This is a genomic window from Pandoraea terrae (assembly GCF_902459695.1).
Taxonomy (GTDB): domain Bacteria; phylum Pseudomonadota; class Gammaproteobacteria; order Burkholderiales; family Burkholderiaceae; genus Pandoraea; species Pandoraea terrae.
In genome coordinates this window covers 91,338-111,304 of record NZ_CABPRZ010000016.1, presented here as the reverse complement: position 1 = coordinate 111,304, position 19,967 = coordinate 91,338, and the positions used below count along the sequence as shown (strand labels likewise).

Sequence of the window (19,967 nt, the reverse complement as noted above, 5' to 3'; positions counted from 1 at the left end):
GTCCCTGTCATCAGTAATCCAGGCCCCAGTCGACCACGATGCGCCCGGCGCCGGTGTCGACGCTTTGCACGTAGTGGCCGACAAACGGAATCAGCCGTTCGCGCCTGGCGGCGGGCTTTTCCGCAACGGCCGGCGCGTCGTAGGCCACGCGCAACACGGTATGCACCCCGTTGTCGAGCAGCCCGGCGACCGTGCCGAGGGCTTCGCCCTGCACGTTCGTGACCTCGGCGCCAATCAGGTCGACCCAGTAGAACTCGTCTTCGCCGGCGCTCGGGAAATCGGCGCGCGACACCCAGACCTGCAGCCCCTTGAGCGCTTCGGCCGCGCTCCGGCTATCGCTGCCGCGCAATTGCGCGACCACGGTACCCGAATGCGCACGGCTGTGCACGACCTCGGCGAGAAACAGTGCAGACTGTCCGGGCCGCCGGAAATACCAGCGCTCGGAAGACAGCAATCCTTCGCCTTCACCGGTGTGCGGCTGCACCTTGATCCAGCCGCGAATGCCGTAGGCGTCACCGATATAGCCCAACTCGACGAGGTCGGCGGGCGCATCGGCATCCGTGACCGGATTCAGCACACGCTCGGCGGCGGCCGGCTTGGCTTGACGGGCATCGGCCCCGATTTTCAGGGGCACGCGTGCAGCGGCGGACCGCGCGGGGCGAACTGGGCGAACCATGCAAATCAACCGTTGTAACGAACATACGGCGGCGCCGGTCTTTCAACCGGTACCGCCGTGAAAATACTTGCGCTGCCAGTCGGCCGAAAGGTCAGGCCGGCAGCGTCTTCGACGCGACGCTTGAACTTAAGCGGCGGTCTTCGCTCCTGCGACCAGACGGGCGACGGTCGGCGACAGTTGCGCGCCCACGCCTTGCCAGTACGTCAGACGGTCTTGCGCGATACGCAGGGCTTCCGTGCCTTCGCCGGCGACCGGGTTGTAGAAGCCAATACGCTCGATGAAGCGGCCATCGCGGCGATTACGCGAATCGGTAGCGACGATGTTGTAGAACGGGCGCTTCTTCGCGCCGCCGCGAGCCAGGCGGATAACGACCATAATAATTCCTTGAAATCCTGAGGTGTTCGGACAGAAAACGCGTGATTATAGCGCAAAAACGTCGTCAAAACAAACACTTCCCCGGAATCGTCCTGCCGCCCCGGTAATCCCCCGGGAATGCCCCGTCCCGCGCGGCGGGGACTACAATGCCAGACATACTCCCTCGACGCGAGTCCGGCATGCAGCGATTCCCCGATGGACGGCAGCGCCCGGTGCCGCGCGCGGATGCGCAGCCCCACTCCCCGCGGCGCGCGTCGCATGAATACAACGGCAGCATGCGCGGCCGCCTGCCGACGATACGCCAGCGCCTTCTGGGCGCGCTGGCTGCGTTAGCCCTCTGCGCCGCGCCTGCCCTGGCGCGGGCGGCGCCGCTGCCGGTCGACAGGATCGTGTTGCCGCCCGGCTTCCATATAGCCGTGTTGACGGACCAGGTTCCTGGCGCCCGTGCGATGACGCTCGGCCCGAAAGGCACGCTGTTCGTCGGCAGCCGGGGCGAAGGCAAAGTGTACGCCGTCACGCTCGACGCATCGCGTACCCGCGCCACCGGGGTCCATACCGTCGCCAGCGGCCTGAACATGCCGGTCGGCGTGGCAATGCGCGGCGATGCCCTTTATATATCCGCCGTCTCCCGTATCGTCCGGCTCGACGCCATTGAAGCGCGTCTCGAACACCCGCCGGCACCCCAGACCGTCACCGACAGGCTCCCGTCGGAGACACACCACGGATGGCGCTTCATTGCCTTCGGCCCGGACGGTCTCCTGTATGTGCCCGTCGGGGCGCCCTGCAACGTCTGCAACCGCGATGAAGATCGCTACGCCATGATAGGGCGCATGAAACCCGACGGCAGCAACTGGCAGGTGGTCGCCCGCGGGGTGCGCAACAGCGTCGGCTTTGACTGGCGCCCCGGCAGCGGCGAATTGTGGTTTACGGACAACGGGCGCGACATGATGGGCGACGACACCCCGGACGACGCACTCAGTCGCGTGTCGCGAACCGGCGAACATTTCGGTTTCCCGTACTGCCATGCGGGGACCGTTGCCGATCCCGTGTTCGGACACGAACGGCAGTGCGGCGAATTCACGCCGCCGATGGCGCCGCTCGGCGCGCACGTGGCCGCGCTCGGCATGCGCTTCTATACCGGCAAGCAATTCCCCCCCGACTACGCGGGCAACATCTTCATCGCCGAGCACGGCTCCTGGAATCGCTCGAAAAAGATCGGCTATCGCGTCGTCAGGGTTGTGCTCGACGAGCGCGGCCGCGTCGATCGCCAGGAAATCTTCGCGCAGGGCTGGCTCGGGGCGAACGAATCCGTCTGGGGCCGCCCCGTGGACGTGCTCGTCATGCCGGACGGCGCGCTGCTTGTCAGCGACGATCTGGCCGGCGCGATCTATCGGATTTCATACCGGCCCGGATCATGACATGCGCCGCGCCCGTCGTGCCGCACGGAACCGAGCCGCGCCGGCGCTGGTCAATGCATGGCATCCTGCCGATGCGCCGCTCGTGGGCGCATCGATGACTTTCCATCCTCTTCAACGAGATTCCCGACCATCATGATCCTACGCGCCCTCCTCCCCGCCACCGCGAAGTACGCCGCCAGGCTGCTTCTGCCCGTCGCCCTGCTCGCGGCCTGCGCCCAGCCACAGGGCGGCGCCGCCCCCGCAGCGACGGGCGAGCCGGGCGCCGCGACGGCGCCATCGGCAGCCAAACCCGGGGACGTGACCGGCACGTGGCAACTCATTCGCTGGGAAGGGAGCGGCGAGGTGCCGGCTTTGCCCGAAGGACGCGTCGTTACGCTGACCCTGAACGACCAGGGCGAATTCTCCGGCACTGGCGGCTGCAACCGCATCTTCGGACAATACAGCGCCGGCGCCGGCAACACGCTGTCCATCAAGGCGCCGGCCGCCACGCGCATGGCCTGCCCCGACGCCATGGCGTTCGAGCAACGTTATCTGGCAACCCTGGCTCGCGTCACCGGTTACGAGCGCCAGGACAATCTACTGGTGCTGAAAACCGCGAACACGGAAAGATTGACCTACGCGAATCAGACGAATCTGATTCCGAACGTCGCCGGTAAAGTGCCGACGACCGGTTCGAGGCGTACCGATCGCGTGCTCGACGTCGACTCCCGGCAGGCCGACTGCATGGGCGTGGCCCCGCGCAAATGCCTGCGCGTGCGCGACGCGGCATCGGCCGGGGGCGCGGGCCCCTGGGAACTCTGGTACGACCACATCGATGGCTTCGACTGGAAGCCGGGCGTAGAATACCGTGTGCGCATCCACGGCGAGCCCGTGGCCAATCCGCCCGCCGACGCGTCGCGCATGCGCTGGACGCTCGTCGAGGTGATCCGACAAACGCCTGCCGGCAAGATGCCGGAATGACGCCCCAATGACCGCCGCCGTTCACAAATCGAAAACCCTGACCGCCGGGCTGGCGTTCCTCCTCGGGCCCCTCGGCGCACATCGCTTCTATCTGTATGGCCTGCGCGACGGCTTCGGCTGGGCGCACCTGGCCGGCTCCGCCATGGGCGTGGCCGGCTGGGGACTGCTGGTGACAAGCGAGCTGCAGTCGATTCCCGGCTGGGTGCTGACGATTTGCGGCGCGGTCTCGTTGTTCTCAGCATTTCTGGCGGCAATTGTCTACGGCTTGCGTCCCGACGCGCGTTGGGACGCGCAATTCAATCCCGGAACGACGCACCCGACGCGTTCGGGATGGACGGCCGTCATCATTGTCATCTGCGCGTTGTTCATCGGGGCGATGCTGATGATGTCCGGTCTTGCCATCGGCTTTCAGACGTATTTCGAAGCCACAATGCCGGCCAACCGGTTGTCTCAGTGAGCCCATCGCCTTCGCTCGGGTTTGTTGGCGCGGGCCGGGTTGCCCGCGCGCTGGCGAAGGCTGCCGTTCGCGCCGGCTGGCGCGTGGCAGCGGTCGCCAGCCGAACGCCCGATCATGCGCAGCGGCTGGCAGGAACGCTCCCCGACTGTACGGCGGTCGCGCCGGAGGCCATCTTCTCCCACGCCGATCTCGTATTCCTGACGGTACCCGATGACGCGATCGCACCGGCCGCCGCAGTCCTGCGGCCCGGGCCCGGTCAGGCGCTTGTGCATTGCAGCGGTGCGTCCGAAGTCGCGCTGCTCGCGCCCGCGCAAATGCGCGGTGCGGCCATCGGCGGCTTCCACCCGCTCTATCTGTTCGCCGGTCTCGACGACGACGCCGAGCGATTGGCCGGTTGCGCCATCACGTTGGAGGCGGACGGCCGCCTGGGCGACACGCTGCGCGCGCTGACCGCGGCGATCGGCTGCCGCGCGCTGACGATCCCGGCAGGCCAACGCATGCTTTATCACGCCGGCGCCAACTATGCTGCGAGCTTTCTGCTGTGCATGCTCGATGAGGCCGTGCAACTCTGGCGGCACATCGGGATGGACGAAACCGAGGCGCGCGAAGCCTTGTGGCCGTTGGTCAACGGCACACTCGACGCCGCGCGGCAGAAGGGCCTGCCCGGCGCGCTGGCGGGTCCGGTCTCGCGCGGAGATGCGGGTGTCGTCGCCAAACACGCCGCCGCCCTGGCCGCCGCCGGCGGCGATCATGCCGCCCTCTACGCCATGCTCATCGAGCGCGCCATCGGCCTCGCCCGCCAGCGGCCGAAAGCCGACGAGGCAGCCTTGCAGGCCATCTCGGCTGCGGTGGCCGCGCACGGCGCGATGTCCGAACGCCCGATCGCCGCCGCCAATGATTCAGAATAATCCCGCCCCAACCACTGTACAAAAGCACAGTATAATGATGTTCATCGATGACGTGTTCGCCGCGGTGTCCCGCCTGTGCGAACCGTTGCAAGGAGAACGTCATGGCATCCTCGTTTGCGCCTCCGTCTGCCCGCAAGGGCCGGGGCGCCACCGACAATCTGGCGTCGCGATTTTCCGCATGGACGCGCGAGACCGACGAAACACGCCCTGAATCCGACGCCGCACAGGAACACGAGGTGCATTTCCGCACACAGGTGATTCAAGAGACGGCGCGCTCGGTCATCACGCGCAATCAGTCGCCTGATATTCCTTTCGATCGGTCGATCAATCCGTATCGCGGCTGCGAGCATGGCTGCAGTTACTGCTTCGCACGGCCGACCCACGCGTATCTCGGGCTGTCGCCAGGGCTCGATTTCGAGACGAAGCTATACGCCAAGCACAATGCCGCGCAGCGGCTGGAAGCCGAGTTGCGGCGGCCCGGATACCGCCCCGCCATGCTGGCGCTGGGAACCAGCACGGACCCTTATCAGCCCATCGAACGCGAACAAGGCATCACGCGGCAGATCCTCGAGGTGTTGGAACAATTCGGACATCCGGTCGGCATTACCACCAAGTCGTCGCTGGTCACGCGCGACATCGATATTTTGAGCCGCATGGCCGAGCGCGGGCTGGTGCGCGTGTTCATGTCCATCGGCACGCTCGACGCCGAGATCGCGCGGCGCATGGAACCGCGCGCGAACACGCCTGCACGGCGGATGGAGGCCGTGCGCCGGCTGACGACAGCAGGTGTGCCCACCGGCGTCATCGTGGCGCCCATCGTGCCCGCCCTGACCGATTTCGATATCGAGCGCGTGCTGAGCACCGCGGCCGAGGCGGGCGCGACTTACGCGGGGTATGTAATGTTGCGTCTGCCGCTGGAGGTACACGACATCTTCGTAGCGTGGCTCGAAGAACACTATCCCTTGCGCGCCCGCCACGTCCTGAGCCTGATCGAACAGGTACGCGATGGGCGTCACAACAGCGCGGCATTCGGCGAACGCATGCGCGGGACCGGCAAACATGCCGAACTGGTGCGGCAGCGGTTCCACCTGGCTTGCCGCAAACTCGGTTTCGATCAAGCGCGTGCGCCCTTGCGCACGGACCTGTTCCGTGTCCCGCAATTGCAAGCGGCGCCAGCGGCGCCAGCGGAAGCACCCGCGCCGGCGGCGGCAGGCGATCAGTTGCGATTGTTCTGATGACGCCCGGCTGAGGCCCCCTGAGGTCCCCTGAGCCCCCCTTCGGCCCGTCGATGCCCGCTACTCCTCCACCGCGATCGTCAGGGTTTCCTTGATCTCTTCCATGACGACGTAGCTCTTCGACTGCACCGCGCCCGGCAACTGGAGCAGGATATCGCCGAGCAATTTGCGGTATTCCGACATCTCGCGAATGCGCGCCTTGATCAGGTAATCGAAGTCGCCCGAGATCAGGTGACACTCCATCACCTCGGGAATGCGCAGCACTTCGCGCCGGAACTGGTCGAACATGTTGCCCGATTTGTGATCGAGCGTGATCTCCACGAACACCAGCAACGCGGCGCCAAGCGCCGCCGGATTCACCCGAGCGAAATATCCGGTGATCACACCGTCGCGCTCCATCCGCTTGACCCGTTCGATACACGGCGTGATCGACAGCCCCACCTGTTCCGCGAGGTCCTTCATCGACATCCGGCCGTCCTGTTGCAGGAACGTCAGGATGCGCCGGTCAAGCCGGTCGAGCGCGCGTATCGTCTGCTGTTGGGTCCGCATTATTTATTCCTGAAAACCTGAAATTTTCATTAACAAAACCTAGTGATCAAATAATAGCATGGCATTAATTAATGAATAACCGTGGTTTTACAGGAGTCTGGCATGAAGGTCATCGTCCTTGGCAGTGGCGTCATTGGCGTAACAAGCGCTTATTATCTGGCCCGCGCGGGCCACGACGTCACCGTGATCGACCGTCAGCCGGGCCCTGCGCTTGAAACCAGCTTTGGCAATGCCGGCCAGATCTCGCCGGGCTACGCGTCGCCGTGGGCAGCGCCGGGCATTCCGCTCAAGGCCGTCAAATGGCTGTTCCAGGAACATGCGCCGCTGGCGATCCGGCCCGACGGCACGCTGACCCAGCTGCGCTGGCTCTATCACATGCTGCGCAACTGCACAGCCGCCCGTTATGCGGTCAACAAGGAACGCATGGTGCGTCTGGCCGAATACAGCCGTGACTGTATTCGCACCTTGCGCGCCGACACCGGCATCGATTACGAAGGCCGCCAGCAAGGCACGCTGCAACTGTTCCGCACGGACGAACAACTCGCCAACGCCGCGCGCGACATCGCTGTACTCAAGGAAGCCGGCGTACCTTTCGAACTCTTGAACCGCGAATCGCTGGCCACCGCCGAGCCGGCGCTGGCCGCTGTCGCCCACAAGCTGTCTGGCGGCTTGCGCCTGCCGAATGACGAGACTGGCGACTGCCAGCTGTTCACCACGCGCCTGGCCGCACTGGCCGAGCAACTCGGCGTGAAATTCCGCTACGGCTTGCCGATCGACGGCCTGGCCGTGTCGGGCGACAAGATCGACGGCGTCGTCTGTGCCGGCGCCCTGCAAAAGGCAGACGCCTATGTCGTCGCGCTCGGCTCGTTCTCGACGCCGTTCCTGCGCGACATCGTCGATATTCCGGTTTATCCGCTCAAGGGCTACTCGATCACGGTGCCGATCGTCGACGCCGCCAAGGCCCCCGTGTCGACCGTGCTCGACGAAACGTACAAGATCGCTGTCACCCGCTTCGACGACCGCATCCGTGTCGGCGGCATGGCGGAAGCCGTGGGCTACAACAAGCGTCGGAACCCGGCCCGCCGCGCCACGCTGGAAATGGTCGTCAATGACCTGTATCCGGGCGCGGGCGACACCGCGCAGGCGAGCTTCTGGACCGGTCTGCGTCCGATGACGCCGGACGGCACGCCGATCGTCGGCGCCACCGGCCTTCGCAACCTCTTCCTGAACACCGGGCACGGCACGCTCGGCTGGACCATGTCTTGCGGTTCCGGCCAAATGCTTGCCGACCTGATGTCGGGCCGCCGGCCGGCGATCCTGGCCGACGATCTCGGCGTCGCGCGCTATGAGCGCGGCTTCGATGCGCAGGCCGAACCGGCCTTCGCCTGATGCACACGGCACCTTCGGGTGCCGTTTTTGTTTGAACGCCCCGCAGAGGGCCGATGCTGTGCGAATAACTCACCAAAACCCAGGAGACAACCATGAAGATCGGTGTACCGAAGGAAATCAAGAACCATGAATATCGCGTCGGCATGACGCCCGCCGCCGTTCGCGAAGTGGTCGCGCGGGGTCACGAAGTGTGGGTCGAAGCCCACGCCGGCGACGGGATCGGCATGGACGACGCGGTTTATGCCGCCGCCGGTGCACACATCGCGGCCACAGCCAGCGAAGTGTTCGAACGCGCGGAGTTGATCGTCAAGGTCAAGGAACCGCAGGCGATCGAGCGCGCACGGCTCAGACCCCATCACACCCTGTTTACCTATCTCCACCTGGCGCCGGACCCGGAACAGACCCGCGATCTGCTCAAGAGCGGCGCCACGTGCATTGCGTACGAAACCGTCACTTCTGCGCTCGGCGGCCTGCCCCTGCTCGCCCCCATGTCCGAGGTCGCCGGACGCATGGCGATTCAGGCCGGCGCAACCGCGCTCGAGAAGTCCCATGGCGGCCTCGGCCTGCTGCTCTCAGGCGTACCTGGCGTGGAGCCCGGCAAGGTCGTGATTCTGGGCGGCGGTGTCGTCGGCTCGAACGCCGCCACGATTGCGACCGGCATGGGCGCGCAAGTGGTCGTCATCGATCGCTCCGTCGACACCCTGCGGCGCTTGTCCGCGCAGTTCGGCGGACGCGTGCAGACGGTCTATTCGACGCAGCATGCGATCGAGCAGCATCTGCGCGACGCCGACCTCGTGATCGGCGGCGTATTGATTCCGGGGGCTGCCGCGCCCAAGCTGATCACGCGCGACATGCTCGGACTGATGCGGCGCGGCTCGGTGATTGTCGACGTGGCAATCGATCAGGGGGGATGTTGCGAGACGTCGCGCCCCACGACCCACGCGGATCCTGTCTACGTGGTCGACGGCGTGGTGCACTATTGCGTCGCCAACATGCCGGGCGGCGTGCCGCGCACATCGACCTTCGCGCTCAACAACGTCACCCTGCCCTTCATCCTGCAATTGGCCGATCTCGGGACGAACGCCGCGCTGCGCGCCGACCCGCATCTGCTGGGCGGGCTGAACGTTGCGCACGGCAAGGTGACGAATGCGGGCGTGGCGGAAGCGCTCGGTCTGCCGTGCGTCGATCCGCATGTGCTGTTCGCGCAAATGCCGGTGGCCGCGTAACCAACGCAACGCCTCACGCGGCGGCCCTAGGTCGCCGCGCGCCGCGCCTTGCGGCGGTGATACCACTGGCTGGCCTGGTCCAGATACAAATACACCACCGGTGTCGTGAACAATGTCAGCGCCTGCGACAGCAGCAATCCGCCGACCATGGCGAAGCCCAGCGGCCGACGCAGCTCCGACCCCGCGCCCGTGCCCAGCATCAACGGCAAACCCGCGAGCAGCGCGCACATCGTCGTCATCATGATCGGACGAAAACGCAGCAGGCACGCCTGATAGATCGACTCCTTAGGCGACATCTTGTGCTCCCGCTCGGCCGTCAGCGCGAAGTCCACCATCATGATCCCGTTCTTCTTGACGATCCCGATCAGCAGAATGATCCCGATCAGCGCGATTACGCTGAGATCGTAGCCGCCCGCCATCAGGATCAACAGCGCGCCGACGCCCGCCGAGGGCAAGGTCGACAGGATCGTGAGCGGATGGATGTAACTCTCATACAGGAGGCCCAGCACGATATACACCGCGATCAGCGCCGCCAGAATCAGGTACGGCTGCGTCGCCAACGAATCCCGGAACGCCTGCGCCGTCCCTTGGAAATTACCGTTGAGCGATGCCGGAAGGTTCATTTGCGCCTGCGTGCGGCGAATCGCCTCTACGGCGTTGCCGAGCGAAACGCCCGGGGCAAGATTGAACGATATCGTCACGGCCGGGAATTGGCTCTGATGGCTGATGAGCAGGTAGTTTGTCCTGCTCGTGTCGAGATGGACGAAGGTCGATAACGGCACGCGCTGGCCGGTGAGCGGTGAGTTCAGGTAAATCCGGTTGAACAGGCTCGCATCCGTCTGCAACGCCGGCGTGACTTCCATCACGACGTGATAACTGTTGATCTGCGTGAAGTACTGCGCGATCTGGCGTTGACCGATGGCGTCATAGATCGTGGCTTCGACCTGCGCCGGCGAGATCCCGAAGCTCGCGGCCCGGTCGCGGTCGATCGTGAGCGTGGCGATTGGGGCATTGCTTTGCTGGTCCGTCGCCAGATCGGTCAGCTCCGGCAGTTGCCGCAGCCGGTCGAACAATCGCGGCGCCCATATGTTCAGTTCGCTGATGTTGGCATCCGTGAGTGTGTACTGGTATTGCGTGCGCGCAAGGCGGCCGCCGACGTTGATATCCTGTCCCGCCTGCAGGAACAGGTTGATGCCCTCGATTTGTGCGAGCTTGGGCCGCAGCCGCGCGATCACCTGATCCGCGTTGAGCTTGCGCCCCGCCGCCTTCGGACGCAGATTGATGTAGAAATTGGCGGTATTGGCCGTGCTGCCGCCCGTCGCGGCGACAAAGCTGAGCACGGCCGGATCCTGTCGCACGATCTCCGCCACCTGCGCCACGCGCTCGCTCATCAGATGAAACGACGTATCCTGCGACGACTCCGAGAAGCCGAAAACGAAGCCCGTGTCCTGCTGCGGAAAGAAACCCTTCGGAATCACCACATACAGGAACCCGCTCAACGCGACTGTCACCAGAAACACCATCAATGTGATGAACTGATGGTCCAGCACGACGTGCAATCCGTGCCGGTAGGCGGCCTGCATCCTGTCGAAGCCGCGCTCGAACCATTGATACAGCCAACCGTGATGCTCTTGCGACGCTTCGCGCAGGAACCGCGAGCACAACATTGGCGTGAGCGTCAGCGACACAATCACCGAAATGGCGATGGTCAACGTAACAGTGATCGCAAACTCGCGAAACAGGCGTCCGACAATGCCGCCCATCAGCAACAGGGGAATGAAAACGGCCACCAGCGACACGGAGATGGACACGATCGTGAAGCTGATTTCCGCCGCGCCCCGGTACGCCGCCTCGAGCGGCTTCATGCCGCCCTCCACGTGCCGGTAGATGTTCTCCAGCATCACAATCGCGTCGTCGACCACGAAGCCGACCGAGATTGTCAGCGCCATCAACGACAGATTGTCGAGACTGAAGCCGATGACGTACATCACGGCGGCCGTGCCCATCATCGCCAGCGGCACCGTTACCCCCGGAATCAGCGTGGCGGGCAGGTTGCGCAGGAACAGGAAGATGACCAGCACGACCAGGACGCCCGTGAGCACCAGGGTAAATTCAACCTCTTCGACCGAGGCGCGGATGTTTTGCGTGCGGTCCGTCAGGATATTGACTTCGACGGCTGGCGGAATCGATGCCTGCAATCGCGGCAGCGCCGCCTTGACGCGCTCGACCGTCTGGATCACGTTCGCGCCCGGCTGTTTCGTCACCGCCAGAAACACCGAGCGCCCGCTCTTGAGCGGCGTCGACTCGGGCATCGCCGCGCCACGATACGCCCAGCCGGCGAAGCGCGTGTTTTCCGGCCCGGGGACTGCCGTGCCGATGTCGCGCACGCGAACCGGCGCGCCGTTCCGATACGCCACGACGACGTCGTTCCAGGGCCCCGCGTCGAGCAGCTGGCCGTTGTCATAGACGGTCACGCTCTGGCGCGGCCCGTCGAAACTGCCCTTCGGCGAATTGACGGTCGACGCGGCCAGCGCCGTGCGGACCGTCTCCAGATCGAGCCCGGTCGCCGCCACCTTGTCCGGATCGAGCTGAAGGCGGATCGCCGGCTTCTGCAAGCCGCCGATGTTGACGAGCCCCACCCCCTCGATTTGCGAGATCTGCTGCGCGAGGATGTTGTCGGCATAGTCGTTGACGACCGTCAGCGGCAAGGTGTCGGACTTGACCGACATGATCAGGAGGGGCGAGTCGGCCGGATTGACCTTTCGATAGGTCGGCGGACTCGGCAAATTGGTGGGCAACTGGCCGCCGGCAGCATTGATGGCCGCCTGCACATCGACGGCGGCCGCGTCGATGTTGCGGTTCAGGTCAAATTGCAGCGTGATGGACGTCGCCCCCAGCCCACTCGTCGACGTCATCTGCGACAGGCCTGCGATCAGCGAGAACTGGCGCTCCAGCGGCGTTGCCACGTTCGACGCCATCGTCTCGGGATTCGCCCCCGGCAACGCCACGGACACCTGAATCGTCGGAAAATCGACCTGCGGCAACGGGGCGACGGGCAACAGCGGCCACGCGGCGGCCCCGACCAGGAACAATGCGATGGCGAGCAGCGACGTGCCGATCGGCCGTTTGATGAAATTGGCGGAGATGGCCATGAGCGCGGCGCCGGGGCGAAGGTTACGGCTGCGCCGCGGCCGGGCGGGCCGAGGCAGCGGACGACGTGGCGGCGGCCGACGACGCAGCCCCCGCGCCGGTCGCCGGGGCGCCGCCGGCGTCGGCTCTCGCCGGTGCTTCCTTGACCTTCACGCCGGCGCGCAGCTTGAGCTGGCCGTCGACGACCACGCGGGTGCCGGGCGCCAGACCGTCTTCGATGACCGTCTGCGAGCCCTGCGTCGCGCCGAGCCGCACGGGTTGCACGGCAGCGGTGTCGTCCGCCTTTACCACAAAGACGAACGGCCCGTTCGGCCCGCGCTGAATCACCGACGTCTCGACCGCGACCGCCTGCTTTAAGGTGCCGATTTCGAGCCGGACATTGACATATTGGCCTGGCCACAGCACATGCTTCGGATTGTCGAACGTGGCCTTCAGCGAGACGGTGCCCGTAGTGGTGTCGATCTGATTGTTGACGAGCGTGAGCTTCCCGGCTGCGAGCTTCTGCGTCCCGTCGCGCGGATACACATCGACGACAAGCGGCTGACCGCCGGCTTCCTGCATGGCCGCGTTGACCCGCCCGACCGCGTCTTCGGGCAAGGTAAACAGCACCGTGATCGGGTCGATCTGGTTGACCACGACCAGCCCATTGGCGTCGGCGGCGTGCACGATATTGCCAACGTCAATGAGCCGCACGCCGGTGCGCCCGGAGATCGGCGAGCGGATCGTCGTGTAGCCGAGCTGGACGGCGGCGTAGTCGACGGCGGCCTGATCGGTCTGCACGGCGGCGTCGAGCTGCTTGACCAGCGCCGCCTGCGTGTCGGCCTGTTGGCGCGAGCTTGCACCCTGCTCTGCCAGGGCCAGGTACCGTTGCAGATCGACGCGGGCGTTGGCCAGCTGCGCCGCATCGCGGGCTTTGGCCGCGCGGACCTGTTCCAGTTGCGCGCGCAACGGCCGCGGGTCAATCTGCGCGAGGACGTCGCCGGCCTTCACATCTTGTCCCTCGTTGAAATCGATGCGCTCGAGTTGTCCGTCGACGCGCACTCGTACGGTGACCGAAGTGGTGGCCTGAACGGTGCCGATACCGGTCAGGTAACGCGGCAGATCCTGGGCCGCGACGACGGCGGTCACGGCAGTGACGGCCGCCGGCGGCGGCGCGGCCGGCGGCGTCTCGTGATGCCAGAAACGCCATGCGAGGATGCCGAGCAGAGCCAACAATGCGAGCGCGGTCCATCCCCACCGGCGGCGAGGGTGCCGGGGCACGGCAGCGTCTTGCGGCATGGCACCTCCCTGAGGAGCTTGCCCGCCATCGGGGGATTGCGCCGAGGCGGACCACAGGCACGTTGGAAGACGCCCTGAAGGGCGTTTGGGGCGAGTGTGTCCGATTTCCACGGCCCCCGCAGTACGCGTTTTCCCTGCCCTGAAACCGGTCCCGGACGGGGCTTCCAGCCGCCGGAATGGATTGACCGAGCGACGCAATGCACCGCCGCACGGGAGTTCCGGCTTGGGAACGGCTTTGCCACGGGGGGCCCGCCTTCGTTATACTGCCAGCATCCCGACGGCTTTGCCGTCCTGCCGCGGCGTATTACCGCGTATTACTGGCGGTGCCCTTTGCGTTGATGCAAGCGTGGCGCCGGCACCGGACTGCACGCCGCCTGCCCCGTTTTTAACATTGTGATGAACGCCGACCCCCAAGAATTACAGAAATTCAGCGAACTGGCCCACCGTTGGTGGGATCCCCAGAGCGAGTTCAAGCCGTTGCACGAGATCAATCCGTTGCGCCTCGACTGGATCGAGCAACACGTGCCGCTGCAAGGCAAGCGCGTGCTCGACGTCGGCTGCGGCGGCGGGATTCTCAGTGAATCGATGGCGCGCCAGGGCGCGCGGGTCAAGGGTATCGACCTGTCGTCCAAGGCGCTCGGCGTGGCCGATCTGCACAGCCTGGAAAGCGGCCTGTCCATCGAATACGAAGAAATTGCCGTCGAAGCGCTCGCCGCGCGCGAACCCGGCACGTACGACGTGGTCACCTGCCTGGAAATGCTCGAGCACGTGCCCTCGCCCGCGTCCGTGGTGGCCGCGTGCGCCACGCTCGTCAAGCCGGGCGGCCGCATATTCTTCTCGACGCTGAATCGGAATCCGAAGGCCTACCTGCTGGCCGTCGTCGGCGCGGAATACGTCCTGCGCATGCTGCCGCGCGGCACACACGACTACGCAAAGTTTATCCGACCGTCGGAACTTGCGGCGTTCGCGCGCGCAAGCGGTCTGCGAATCGACGACCTGCGCGGCATGACCTACAACCCGCTGACGCGGCACTACGCGCTGTCAAGCGATACCGACGTCAACTATATGGTGGCCTGCACGCGTGATGCCTGATACGTTCGCCCAGCCCCTGAATGGCCACGCCGTCGACACCCCCGCCCTCGCGGGCGACATCCGCGCCGTGCTGTTCGACCTCGATGGCACTCTCGCCGACACGGCGCCCGATCTCGTGGCGGCCGTCAACAAGGTGCGCACGGATCAAGGACTCGAACCGGGTCCCTACGAAACGTTGCGCCTGCAAGCCTCGCACGGTGCGCGCGGCCTGATCGGCGCGGCGTACGGCATCGGGCCGGACGACGCCCGTTTCGCGCCGCTGCGCGACGCCTTCCTCGCCAATTACGAAGCCGCGCTGTGCGTGCACAGCCGGCTGTTCGACGGCGTCCCCGAGTTGCTCGCGCGCCTGACGGCGCAGGGCGTACCCTGGGGCATCGTCACGAACAAGGCCACGCGCCTGACGCTGCCGCTCGTGAAGCTGCTCGGATTGGCCGACCGTGCCGGCTGCGTTGTATGTGGCGACACCACGCCGCACAGCAAGCCGCACCCTGCGCCGCTGTTGTTCGCCGCCGAACGACTGGGCCTGGCGCCGGAACATATCGTGTATGTCGGCGACGACCTGCGCGACGTGCAGGCCGGCAAGGCCGCCGGTATGCCGACCATTGCGGCGGCCTATGGCTATTGCGGCGACGCCGTGTCGCCGGCCGATTGGCAGGCCGACGCGACCGTCGCCCGGGCGAGCGCCATCGCGCCGCTGGTATTGCGCGGCGCCTGACACGAAATCCGCCCGGCACCGGTTGCCGGGCGTGCTGCTTATCGACAGACTTACGCAGTCATGTCGTGCCCCGCCATACCCGCTTCGCGCGGCGCGGATGTCCATGACTGCTTTCGGGAGACCGCATGGCCGACCAAGCGAATGATCGCACCCCTCGACTTCAACAGGGCCTTGCCCGCGCGCAGCAGATAGGCCGCTCGCCGCGCACCCGCAAGGCCGCGCTCTGGACGGCCGGTGTGCTGGCCGCCTTCGGCGTCATCGGCTACTTCACAGTGCCCGCGGTGCTCAAGCACTATGCCGTGGAAAAGCTGTCCGCCTATCTTGAACGGCCGGTGACTGTCGGCAACGTCACCTTCAACCCGTACACCCTGCGGCTCGACCTGAAGCAGTTGCATATCGGCGACAAGGCCCCGGGCCAGCCGTTCGTCGACATCGGCACGCTGCGCGTGGATGCCGCCTGGACGTCGCTGTTCCGCCTCGCCCCGGTCATCGACGAACTGTACGTCGACACCCCGGTCATCCACATCGCCCGCACGGCGGAGCAACGCTTCAACTTCTCGGACATCATCGACAAGGTCACGGCCGGACCACCCAAACCCCAGCCAAGTGAGCCGGCGCGGTTTTCGCTATCGAATGTGCAGATCCGCAACGGTTCGGTGCAGTTCGACGATCAGGTGCGCAACGAGAAGCATGCCGTCGAGAAGCTCAACGTCGGCGTCCCGTTCATCGCGAACTTGCCGTCCGATACCGACATTTTCGTGAAGCCGCTGCTGCAGGCGTCCGTCGACGGCGCGGCGCTTGACATTTCGGGCCAGACGAAGCCGTTCGCAAAGTCGCTGGAATCGAGCGTCGACATCAAACTCGACCGCCTCGATATCCCGCGCTACCTGGGCTATGTGCCGACGGAATTGCCGGTTGTCCTGAAGAAAGGCGAACTGACGACCGATTTGCAACTCAAGTTCCGGCGGGAGGCGTCGGTCAACCGGGTCGTCGTCGCGGGCAAGGTGTCGCTTGACGACGTGGCGGTGGACGGCCGCAAAGGCGAAAAGATCGCCACGCTCAAGCACGCTGCCGCGAATCTCGCGAATCTCGAGCCGCTGCGCAACATCTATCACGTGAACACGGTGGTCGTGGACGGGCTCGACCAGAACCTGGTAATCGCGAAGGACGGCACACTGGCCCTCGCGCAATTGGCGCCGCAAGGACATCCGGAAGCGAACGCGGCTCAGTCTGTACCGGGCCCGGCCGCGGCATCCGCGCCGCAAGCGGCTTCGGGTGCGATGGCGGCCAAGCCCGCCGCGCCGGCGGGCAATCCGCTCGACCTGCTGCTGGGCGACGTCCAGCTGACGAACAGCGCCGTGCATGTCACCGACAATCGCGCGGCGAAGCCTGCCCAGGTTGCGTTGGACGACATACACGTTGGCGTCAAGAACCTGGCCACGCTAGGCAAGACGCCAGCCACATATGACGTCGGGTTGAAGTTGTCGGGCGGCGGCACCCTGGACGCCAAGGGGGCATTCGACCTGCCGAAGCGCACAGCCGGCGGCGACATCGATGCCAAGGACATCGCGCTGGGCCCGTTGCTGCCGTTCGCACAGGGTGCGCTGGCCGGCGACCTGAAGCACGGCACGATCGGCGCGCAGGTGAAGTTCCACACATCGTTCGGTTCGGCCACGCCCGAGTTGCAGATCGCACCGGCGACGGCCACGCTCGACCAGATTGAATGGCTGACGGGCAACAAGGGCGATGCCCCGCTCAAACTGGCGCATGCCGAGGCGAAGTTGTCGCACTTCGATCTGGCGAAGCGCCAAGTGGTGGTCGACGACGTCCAGATCAAGGGCCTCGACGTGGCAGCGCTGCGCGACAAGGACGGCAAGATCAACCTCATGGCGCTGGCGGGCAACAACGGCGCGGCGGCAAACGTCAACGGCCGCGCCGCCCCCAAAGCAGCGCCAAAACGCGTGGCGGCGAAACCATCGGCCGCGAAGACCGGCAACGGCGATTGGCAATGGCAGATCGGCCGCGTGTCGCTCGAGGACGCGAGCCTGGGCCTGGAGGACCGTGCGGTGAAGGGGCGCCCGGTTCAGGCGCGCTTCTCGCCGTTGAATGTGACGGTCAAGGGAGTGTCGCAGGACATGGGCAAGCCGATGCAGCTCGAGGTCAAAGGCGCGCTCAACAAGAAAGGCACGTTGACTGCGACGGGCAGCGTGACGCCCCAGCCGTTGGCGGGCGACTTGCAGATACGCACGGAAAAGCTCGATCTGGCAGCGTTCGATTCCTATATGAGCGATCAGCTCAACGCGAGCATTGCGAGCGCGCTGCTCAGCAGCGACGGGCGAGCGACGTTCGCCCAGAAAGGCGCAACGACACAGGCGACCTATCGCGGCGACGCGACGTTGGGCAATGTCCGCCTGCTGGACAAGGTGTCGGCGGACGACTTCATGCGCTGGAATTCGCTGGCAGTGCAGAAGATCAACGTTGCGGTGGGTGCGGGCAAGCCGAACGTCCAGATCGGCAACGTGGCGCTGTCGACGTTTTACGCCCGGCTCATCATCAGCCCGAACGGGCATTTGAATCTGGCTGACGTCGTCGGCAACAAGCAGGAAGCGCCGAAGTCGCTCACGCGCGCCAATCCGGGCGTACCGCTCGACACCAAATCGGCAAGCCAGGCCGATGCCGCAATGTCCGAAACGATCGGCGGCAAACCACCGCTGGATGCGGTGGCCTCAGCGGTGGAGGCCGGCCAGCCGTTGCCGTCCGAAGCCGGCGCGCCGCCGGCAAAGAAAGATGCCGGCCCGGGCTATGGCGCAGGCAAGGCGTTGCCGGCCGATGTCATGGTCGGACGGATCACGCTGCAGGGCGGCAACGTCAACTTCACGGACAACTTCGTGAAGCCGAACTACACGGCGAACCTGACGAGCATCGGCGGGCGCATCGGCGCGTTCGGCACGGCAACGACCACCCCGGCGGACGTGGTGCTGCAGGGCAAGGTCAACCGGAACGCGCCGATCAACATCACGGGCAAGATCAATCCGCTCGCGCCGATGGCGTTCGTGGACCTGGGCGCGAAGGCCGACGGCATCGAACTGACGAACCTGACGCCCTACTCCACCAAGTACGCGGGGTATCCGATCGAAAAAGGCAAGCTGACGGTCGACGTCCACTATCTGCTGGATCAGGCGAAACTCACGGCGAACAATCACATTTTCATCGATCAGCTGACCTTCGGTGACCGGGTGGAAAGCCCGACGGCGACGAACTTGCCCGTGCGGCTCGCCGTATCGTTGCTGAAGAACTCGCGTGGCGAGATCGACGTGAACATTCCGATTTCGGGGTCGCTGGATGATCCGCAGTTCAGTTTGGGCGGCGTGATTTTCCGGGCGTTCGTCAATCTGATCGTGAAAGCGGTGACGGCGCCGTTCAGCCTGCTGGCGTCGGCATTTGGCGGCAGCGGCGCGGAGGAGTTGAGCTACGTGGCGTTCGCGCCGGGCCGTGCGCGGCTGACGCCGGAGGAAGAGAAAAAGCTCGACACGCTGGTGAAGGCGTTGAAGGATCGTCCGTCGCTGAAGATGGACATCGTGGGCCGCGTGGATCCGTCGAAGGACACCCAAGGCTTGCGTGAAGCGATGGCGGATCGCCGGATCAAGGCCCAGAAGGTGAAATCGATGGTGGGCAAAGGCGAGAGCATCGACATTGACAGCGTGACGGTTGAGCCGAACGAGCGCGACAAATTCCTGACGGCGGCCTACAAAGCCGAGGATTTCCCGAAACCGAAGAACATGATCGGCTTCACGAAGTCATTGCCGCCGGACGAAATGGAGAAGCTGTTGGTGGAGAACATGAAGGTGACGGACGACGACTTGCGGCGCTTGGCAGATCGGCGGGCGCAGAATGTCCAGAGCTGGATGGACGGCAAGATCGAGCCGGACCGGGTGTTCGTGGTGTCGCCGAAGCTGACGGCCGACGGCATCAAGGACAAGGGCGCGACGACCCGCGTCGACTTCGCGCTCAAGTAGGCGGGTTCCGGGCGCGCGGCGTGACGCCCGGGGCGTCCTGTTGTAGAATGTATGTTGACTCGCGTATGCGGGTCATCCTGCTGCGGGGGCGACCTGGTTTCGACAGGGGTTGTGAAGCGGCCAGGGCATGTCGAGGACCCGTCACCTCGTTAATCAATGGGAAAAACGTAACTGCAAACGACGACACGTTCGCACTGGCAGCCTAAGGGCCGCCGTCCTCTGCCTAGTTCACTGACGGACTAGCGTCGCAAGACCGGTAGCAATACCGCCAGAGGTCATATACGTCAGTTAAGCCTTGGCGGCGTCACGACGCCCGGGTCGAAAACCTAGTGAATCGCCGTAACGCAGCGTGTTCGTCCGCGTCGCTACGGTTAAATCAAAAGACAGAACTACACATGTAGAACTGGTCGTAGATCGCTTCTGGACGCGGGTTCGATTCCCGCCGCCTCCACCAAAATACCTTCCAGAGTGTTCCTGGGAAGTTCTGAAAGCCCCGGTAGATATGAGTCTCCGGGGTTTTTCT

The 19,967-nt window shown here is 65.2% G+C and carries 15 protein-coding genes and 1 other RNA gene; 11 read left to right on the top strand and 5 right to left on the bottom strand.

Going from position 1 to position 19,967, the window contains the following annotated elements; translation table 11 throughout:
* Positions 1-10 precede the first annotated feature (10 nt).
* Together rimM and rpsP are read right to left on the bottom strand one after the other, a co-directional pair.
* On the bottom strand, positions 11-676 hold the full coding sequence (rimM, locus tag PTE30175_RS18285; RefSeq protein WP_150698490.1) for a ribosome maturation factor RimM: 666 nt from the start codon (positions 674-676) through the stop codon (positions 11-13).
* A gap of 126 nt (positions 677-802) precedes the next feature.
* Positions 803-1,051, bottom strand: a complete 249-nt coding sequence (rpsP, locus tag PTE30175_RS18280; protein ID WP_150698489.1) for a 30S ribosomal protein S16 — start codon at positions 1,049-1,051, stop codon at positions 803-805.
* Positions 1,052-1,326: 275 nt separating this feature from the next.
* On the opposite strand from rpsP, the gene PTE30175_RS18275 reads away from it, so the two are divergent.
* The 5 genes from PTE30175_RS18275 (at position 1,327) to PTE30175_RS18255 (ending at position 6,029) form a co-directional block, all read left to right on the top strand.
* Positions 1,327-2,469 (top strand): PQQ-dependent sugar dehydrogenase, encoded by a 1,143-nt coding sequence (locus PTE30175_RS18275; RefSeq protein WP_150698521.1) that lies wholly within the window; start codon positions 1,327-1,329, stop codon positions 2,467-2,469.
* 132 nt (positions 2,470-2,601) lie between these two features.
* Entirely contained in the window at positions 2,602-3,429 is an 828-nt protein-coding gene (locus PTE30175_RS18270) for an META and DUF4377 domain-containing protein (protein WP_191629128.1), read from the top strand.
* 7 nt (positions 3,430-3,436) lie between these two features.
* Complete coding sequence (locus PTE30175_RS18265; RefSeq protein WP_224788847.1) at positions 3,437-3,886, top strand: NINE protein; 450 nt, start codon at positions 3,437-3,439, stop codon at positions 3,884-3,886.
* Positions 3,883-4,794, top strand: a complete 912-nt coding sequence (locus tag PTE30175_RS18260) for a Rossmann-like and DUF2520 domain-containing protein (RefSeq protein WP_224788846.1) — start codon at positions 3,883-3,885, stop codon at positions 4,792-4,794. Before PTE30175_RS18265 ends, PTE30175_RS18260 begins: the two co-directional genes overlap by 4 nt.
* A gap of 101 nt (positions 4,795-4,895) precedes the next feature.
* Positions 4,896-6,029: a PA0069 family radical SAM protein gene (locus PTE30175_RS18255; RefSeq protein WP_150698486.1), complete on the top strand. Its 1,134-nt coding sequence runs from the start codon at positions 4,896-4,898 to the stop codon at positions 6,027-6,029.
* Between the two features lie 60 nt (positions 6,030-6,089).
* On the opposite strand, the gene PTE30175_RS18250 is transcribed toward PTE30175_RS18255, so the two are convergent.
* Positions 6,090-6,578, bottom strand: a complete 489-nt coding sequence (locus PTE30175_RS18250) for an Lrp/AsnC ligand binding domain-containing protein (RefSeq protein WP_150698485.1) — start codon at positions 6,576-6,578, stop codon at positions 6,090-6,092.
* 102 nt (positions 6,579-6,680) lie between these two features.
* Here PTE30175_RS18250 and PTE30175_RS18245 point away from each other — a divergent pair, with 102 nt between their 5' ends.
* On the top strand, positions 6,681-7,967 hold the full coding sequence (locus tag PTE30175_RS18245) for a D-amino acid dehydrogenase (RefSeq protein ID WP_150698484.1): 1,287 nt from the start codon (positions 6,681-6,683) through the stop codon (positions 7,965-7,967).
* Positions 7,968-8,059: 92 nt separating this feature from the next.
* Complete coding sequence (ald, locus tag PTE30175_RS18240; RefSeq protein ID WP_150698483.1) at positions 8,060-9,193, top strand: alanine dehydrogenase; 1,134 nt, start codon at positions 8,060-8,062, stop codon at positions 9,191-9,193.
* 26 nt (positions 9,194-9,219) lie between these two features.
* Here ald and PTE30175_RS18235 read toward each other — a convergent pair whose 3' ends face one another.
* Together PTE30175_RS18235 and PTE30175_RS18230 are read right to left on the bottom strand one after the other, a co-directional pair.
* Entirely contained in the window at positions 9,220-12,345 is a 3,126-nt protein-coding gene (locus PTE30175_RS18235) for an efflux RND transporter permease subunit (protein ID WP_150698482.1), read from the bottom strand.
* A 22-nt stretch (positions 12,346-12,367) separates the two neighbouring features.
* Positions 12,368-13,621, bottom strand: coding sequence for an efflux RND transporter periplasmic adaptor subunit (locus tag PTE30175_RS18230; protein WP_150698481.1), 1,254 nt, complete (start codon positions 13,619-13,621; stop codon positions 12,368-12,370).
* Positions 13,622-14,014: 393 nt separating this feature from the next.
* Between PTE30175_RS18230 and ubiG the strand changes: the two genes are divergently transcribed.
* The 4 genes from ubiG to ssrA all read left to right on the top strand — a co-directional run bounded on the left by ubiG (position 14,015) and on the right by ssrA (position 19,898).
* Entirely contained in the window at positions 14,015-14,713 is a 699-nt protein-coding gene (gene ubiG / locus PTE30175_RS18225; protein ID WP_150698480.1) for a bifunctional 2-polyprenyl-6-hydroxyphenol methylase/3-demethylubiquinol 3-O-methyltransferase UbiG, read from the top strand.
* A complete protein-coding gene (gene gph, locus PTE30175_RS18220; protein ID WP_150698479.1) occupies positions 14,706-15,428 on the top strand; it encodes a phosphoglycolate phosphatase in 723 nt (240 codons plus the stop codon). Before ubiG ends, gph begins: the two co-directional genes overlap by 8 nt.
* Positions 15,429-15,553: 125 nt before the next feature.
* The gene (locus PTE30175_RS18215; protein ID WP_150698478.1) at positions 15,554-19,444 is read left to right on the top strand and encodes a DUF748 domain-containing protein; all 3,891 of its coding nucleotides are present in this window, start codon (positions 15,554-15,556) and stop codon (positions 19,442-19,444) included.
* Between the two features lie 84 nt (positions 19,445-19,528).
* Positions 19,529-19,898: a transfer-messenger RNA gene (gene ssrA / locus PTE30175_RS18210) on the top strand.
* The last annotated feature ends 69 nt before the right edge of the window (positions 19,899-19,967 follow it).

Coding starts and splice junctions, on each gene's coding strand:
- rimM (WP_150698490.1), bottom strand. CDS start 676: ATGGTTCGCCCAGTTCGCCCCGCGCGGTCCGCCGCTGCACGCGTGCCC.
- rpsP (WP_150698489.1), bottom strand. CDS start 1,051: ATGGTCGTTATCCGCCTGGCTCGCGGCGGCGCGAAGAAGCGCCCGTTC.
- PTE30175_RS18275 (WP_150698521.1), top strand. CDS start 1,327: ATGCGCGGCCGCCTGCCGACGATACGCCAGCGCCTTCTGGGCGCGCTG.
- PTE30175_RS18270 (WP_191629128.1), top strand. CDS start 2,602: ATGATCCTACGCGCCCTCCTCCCCGCCACCGCGAAGTACGCCGCCAGG.
- PTE30175_RS18265 (WP_224788847.1), top strand. CDS start 3,437: ATGACCGCCGCCGTTCACAAATCGAAAACCCTGACCGCCGGGCTGGCG.
- PTE30175_RS18255 (WP_150698486.1), top strand. CDS start 4,896: ATGGCATCCTCGTTTGCGCCTCCGTCTGCCCGCAAGGGCCGGGGCGCC.
- PTE30175_RS18250 (WP_150698485.1), bottom strand. CDS start 6,578: ATGCGGACCCAACAGCAGACGATACGCGCGCTCGACCGGCTTGACCGG.
- PTE30175_RS18245 (WP_150698484.1), top strand. CDS start 6,681: ATGAAGGTCATCGTCCTTGGCAGTGGCGTCATTGGCGTAACAAGCGCT.
- ald (WP_150698483.1), top strand. CDS start 8,060: ATGAAGATCGGTGTACCGAAGGAAATCAAGAACCATGAATATCGCGTC.
- PTE30175_RS18235 (WP_150698482.1), bottom strand. CDS start 12,345: ATGGCCATCTCCGCCAATTTCATCAAACGGCCGATCGGCACGTCGCTG.
- PTE30175_RS18230 (WP_150698481.1), bottom strand. CDS start 13,621: ATGCCGCAAGACGCTGCCGTGCCCCGGCACCCTCGCCGCCGGTGGGGA.
- gph (WP_150698479.1), top strand. CDS start 14,706: ATGCCTGATACGTTCGCCCAGCCCCTGAATGGCCACGCCGTCGACACC.
- PTE30175_RS18215 (WP_150698478.1), top strand. CDS start 15,554: ATGGCCGACCAAGCGAATGATCGCACCCCTCGACTTCAACAGGGCCTT.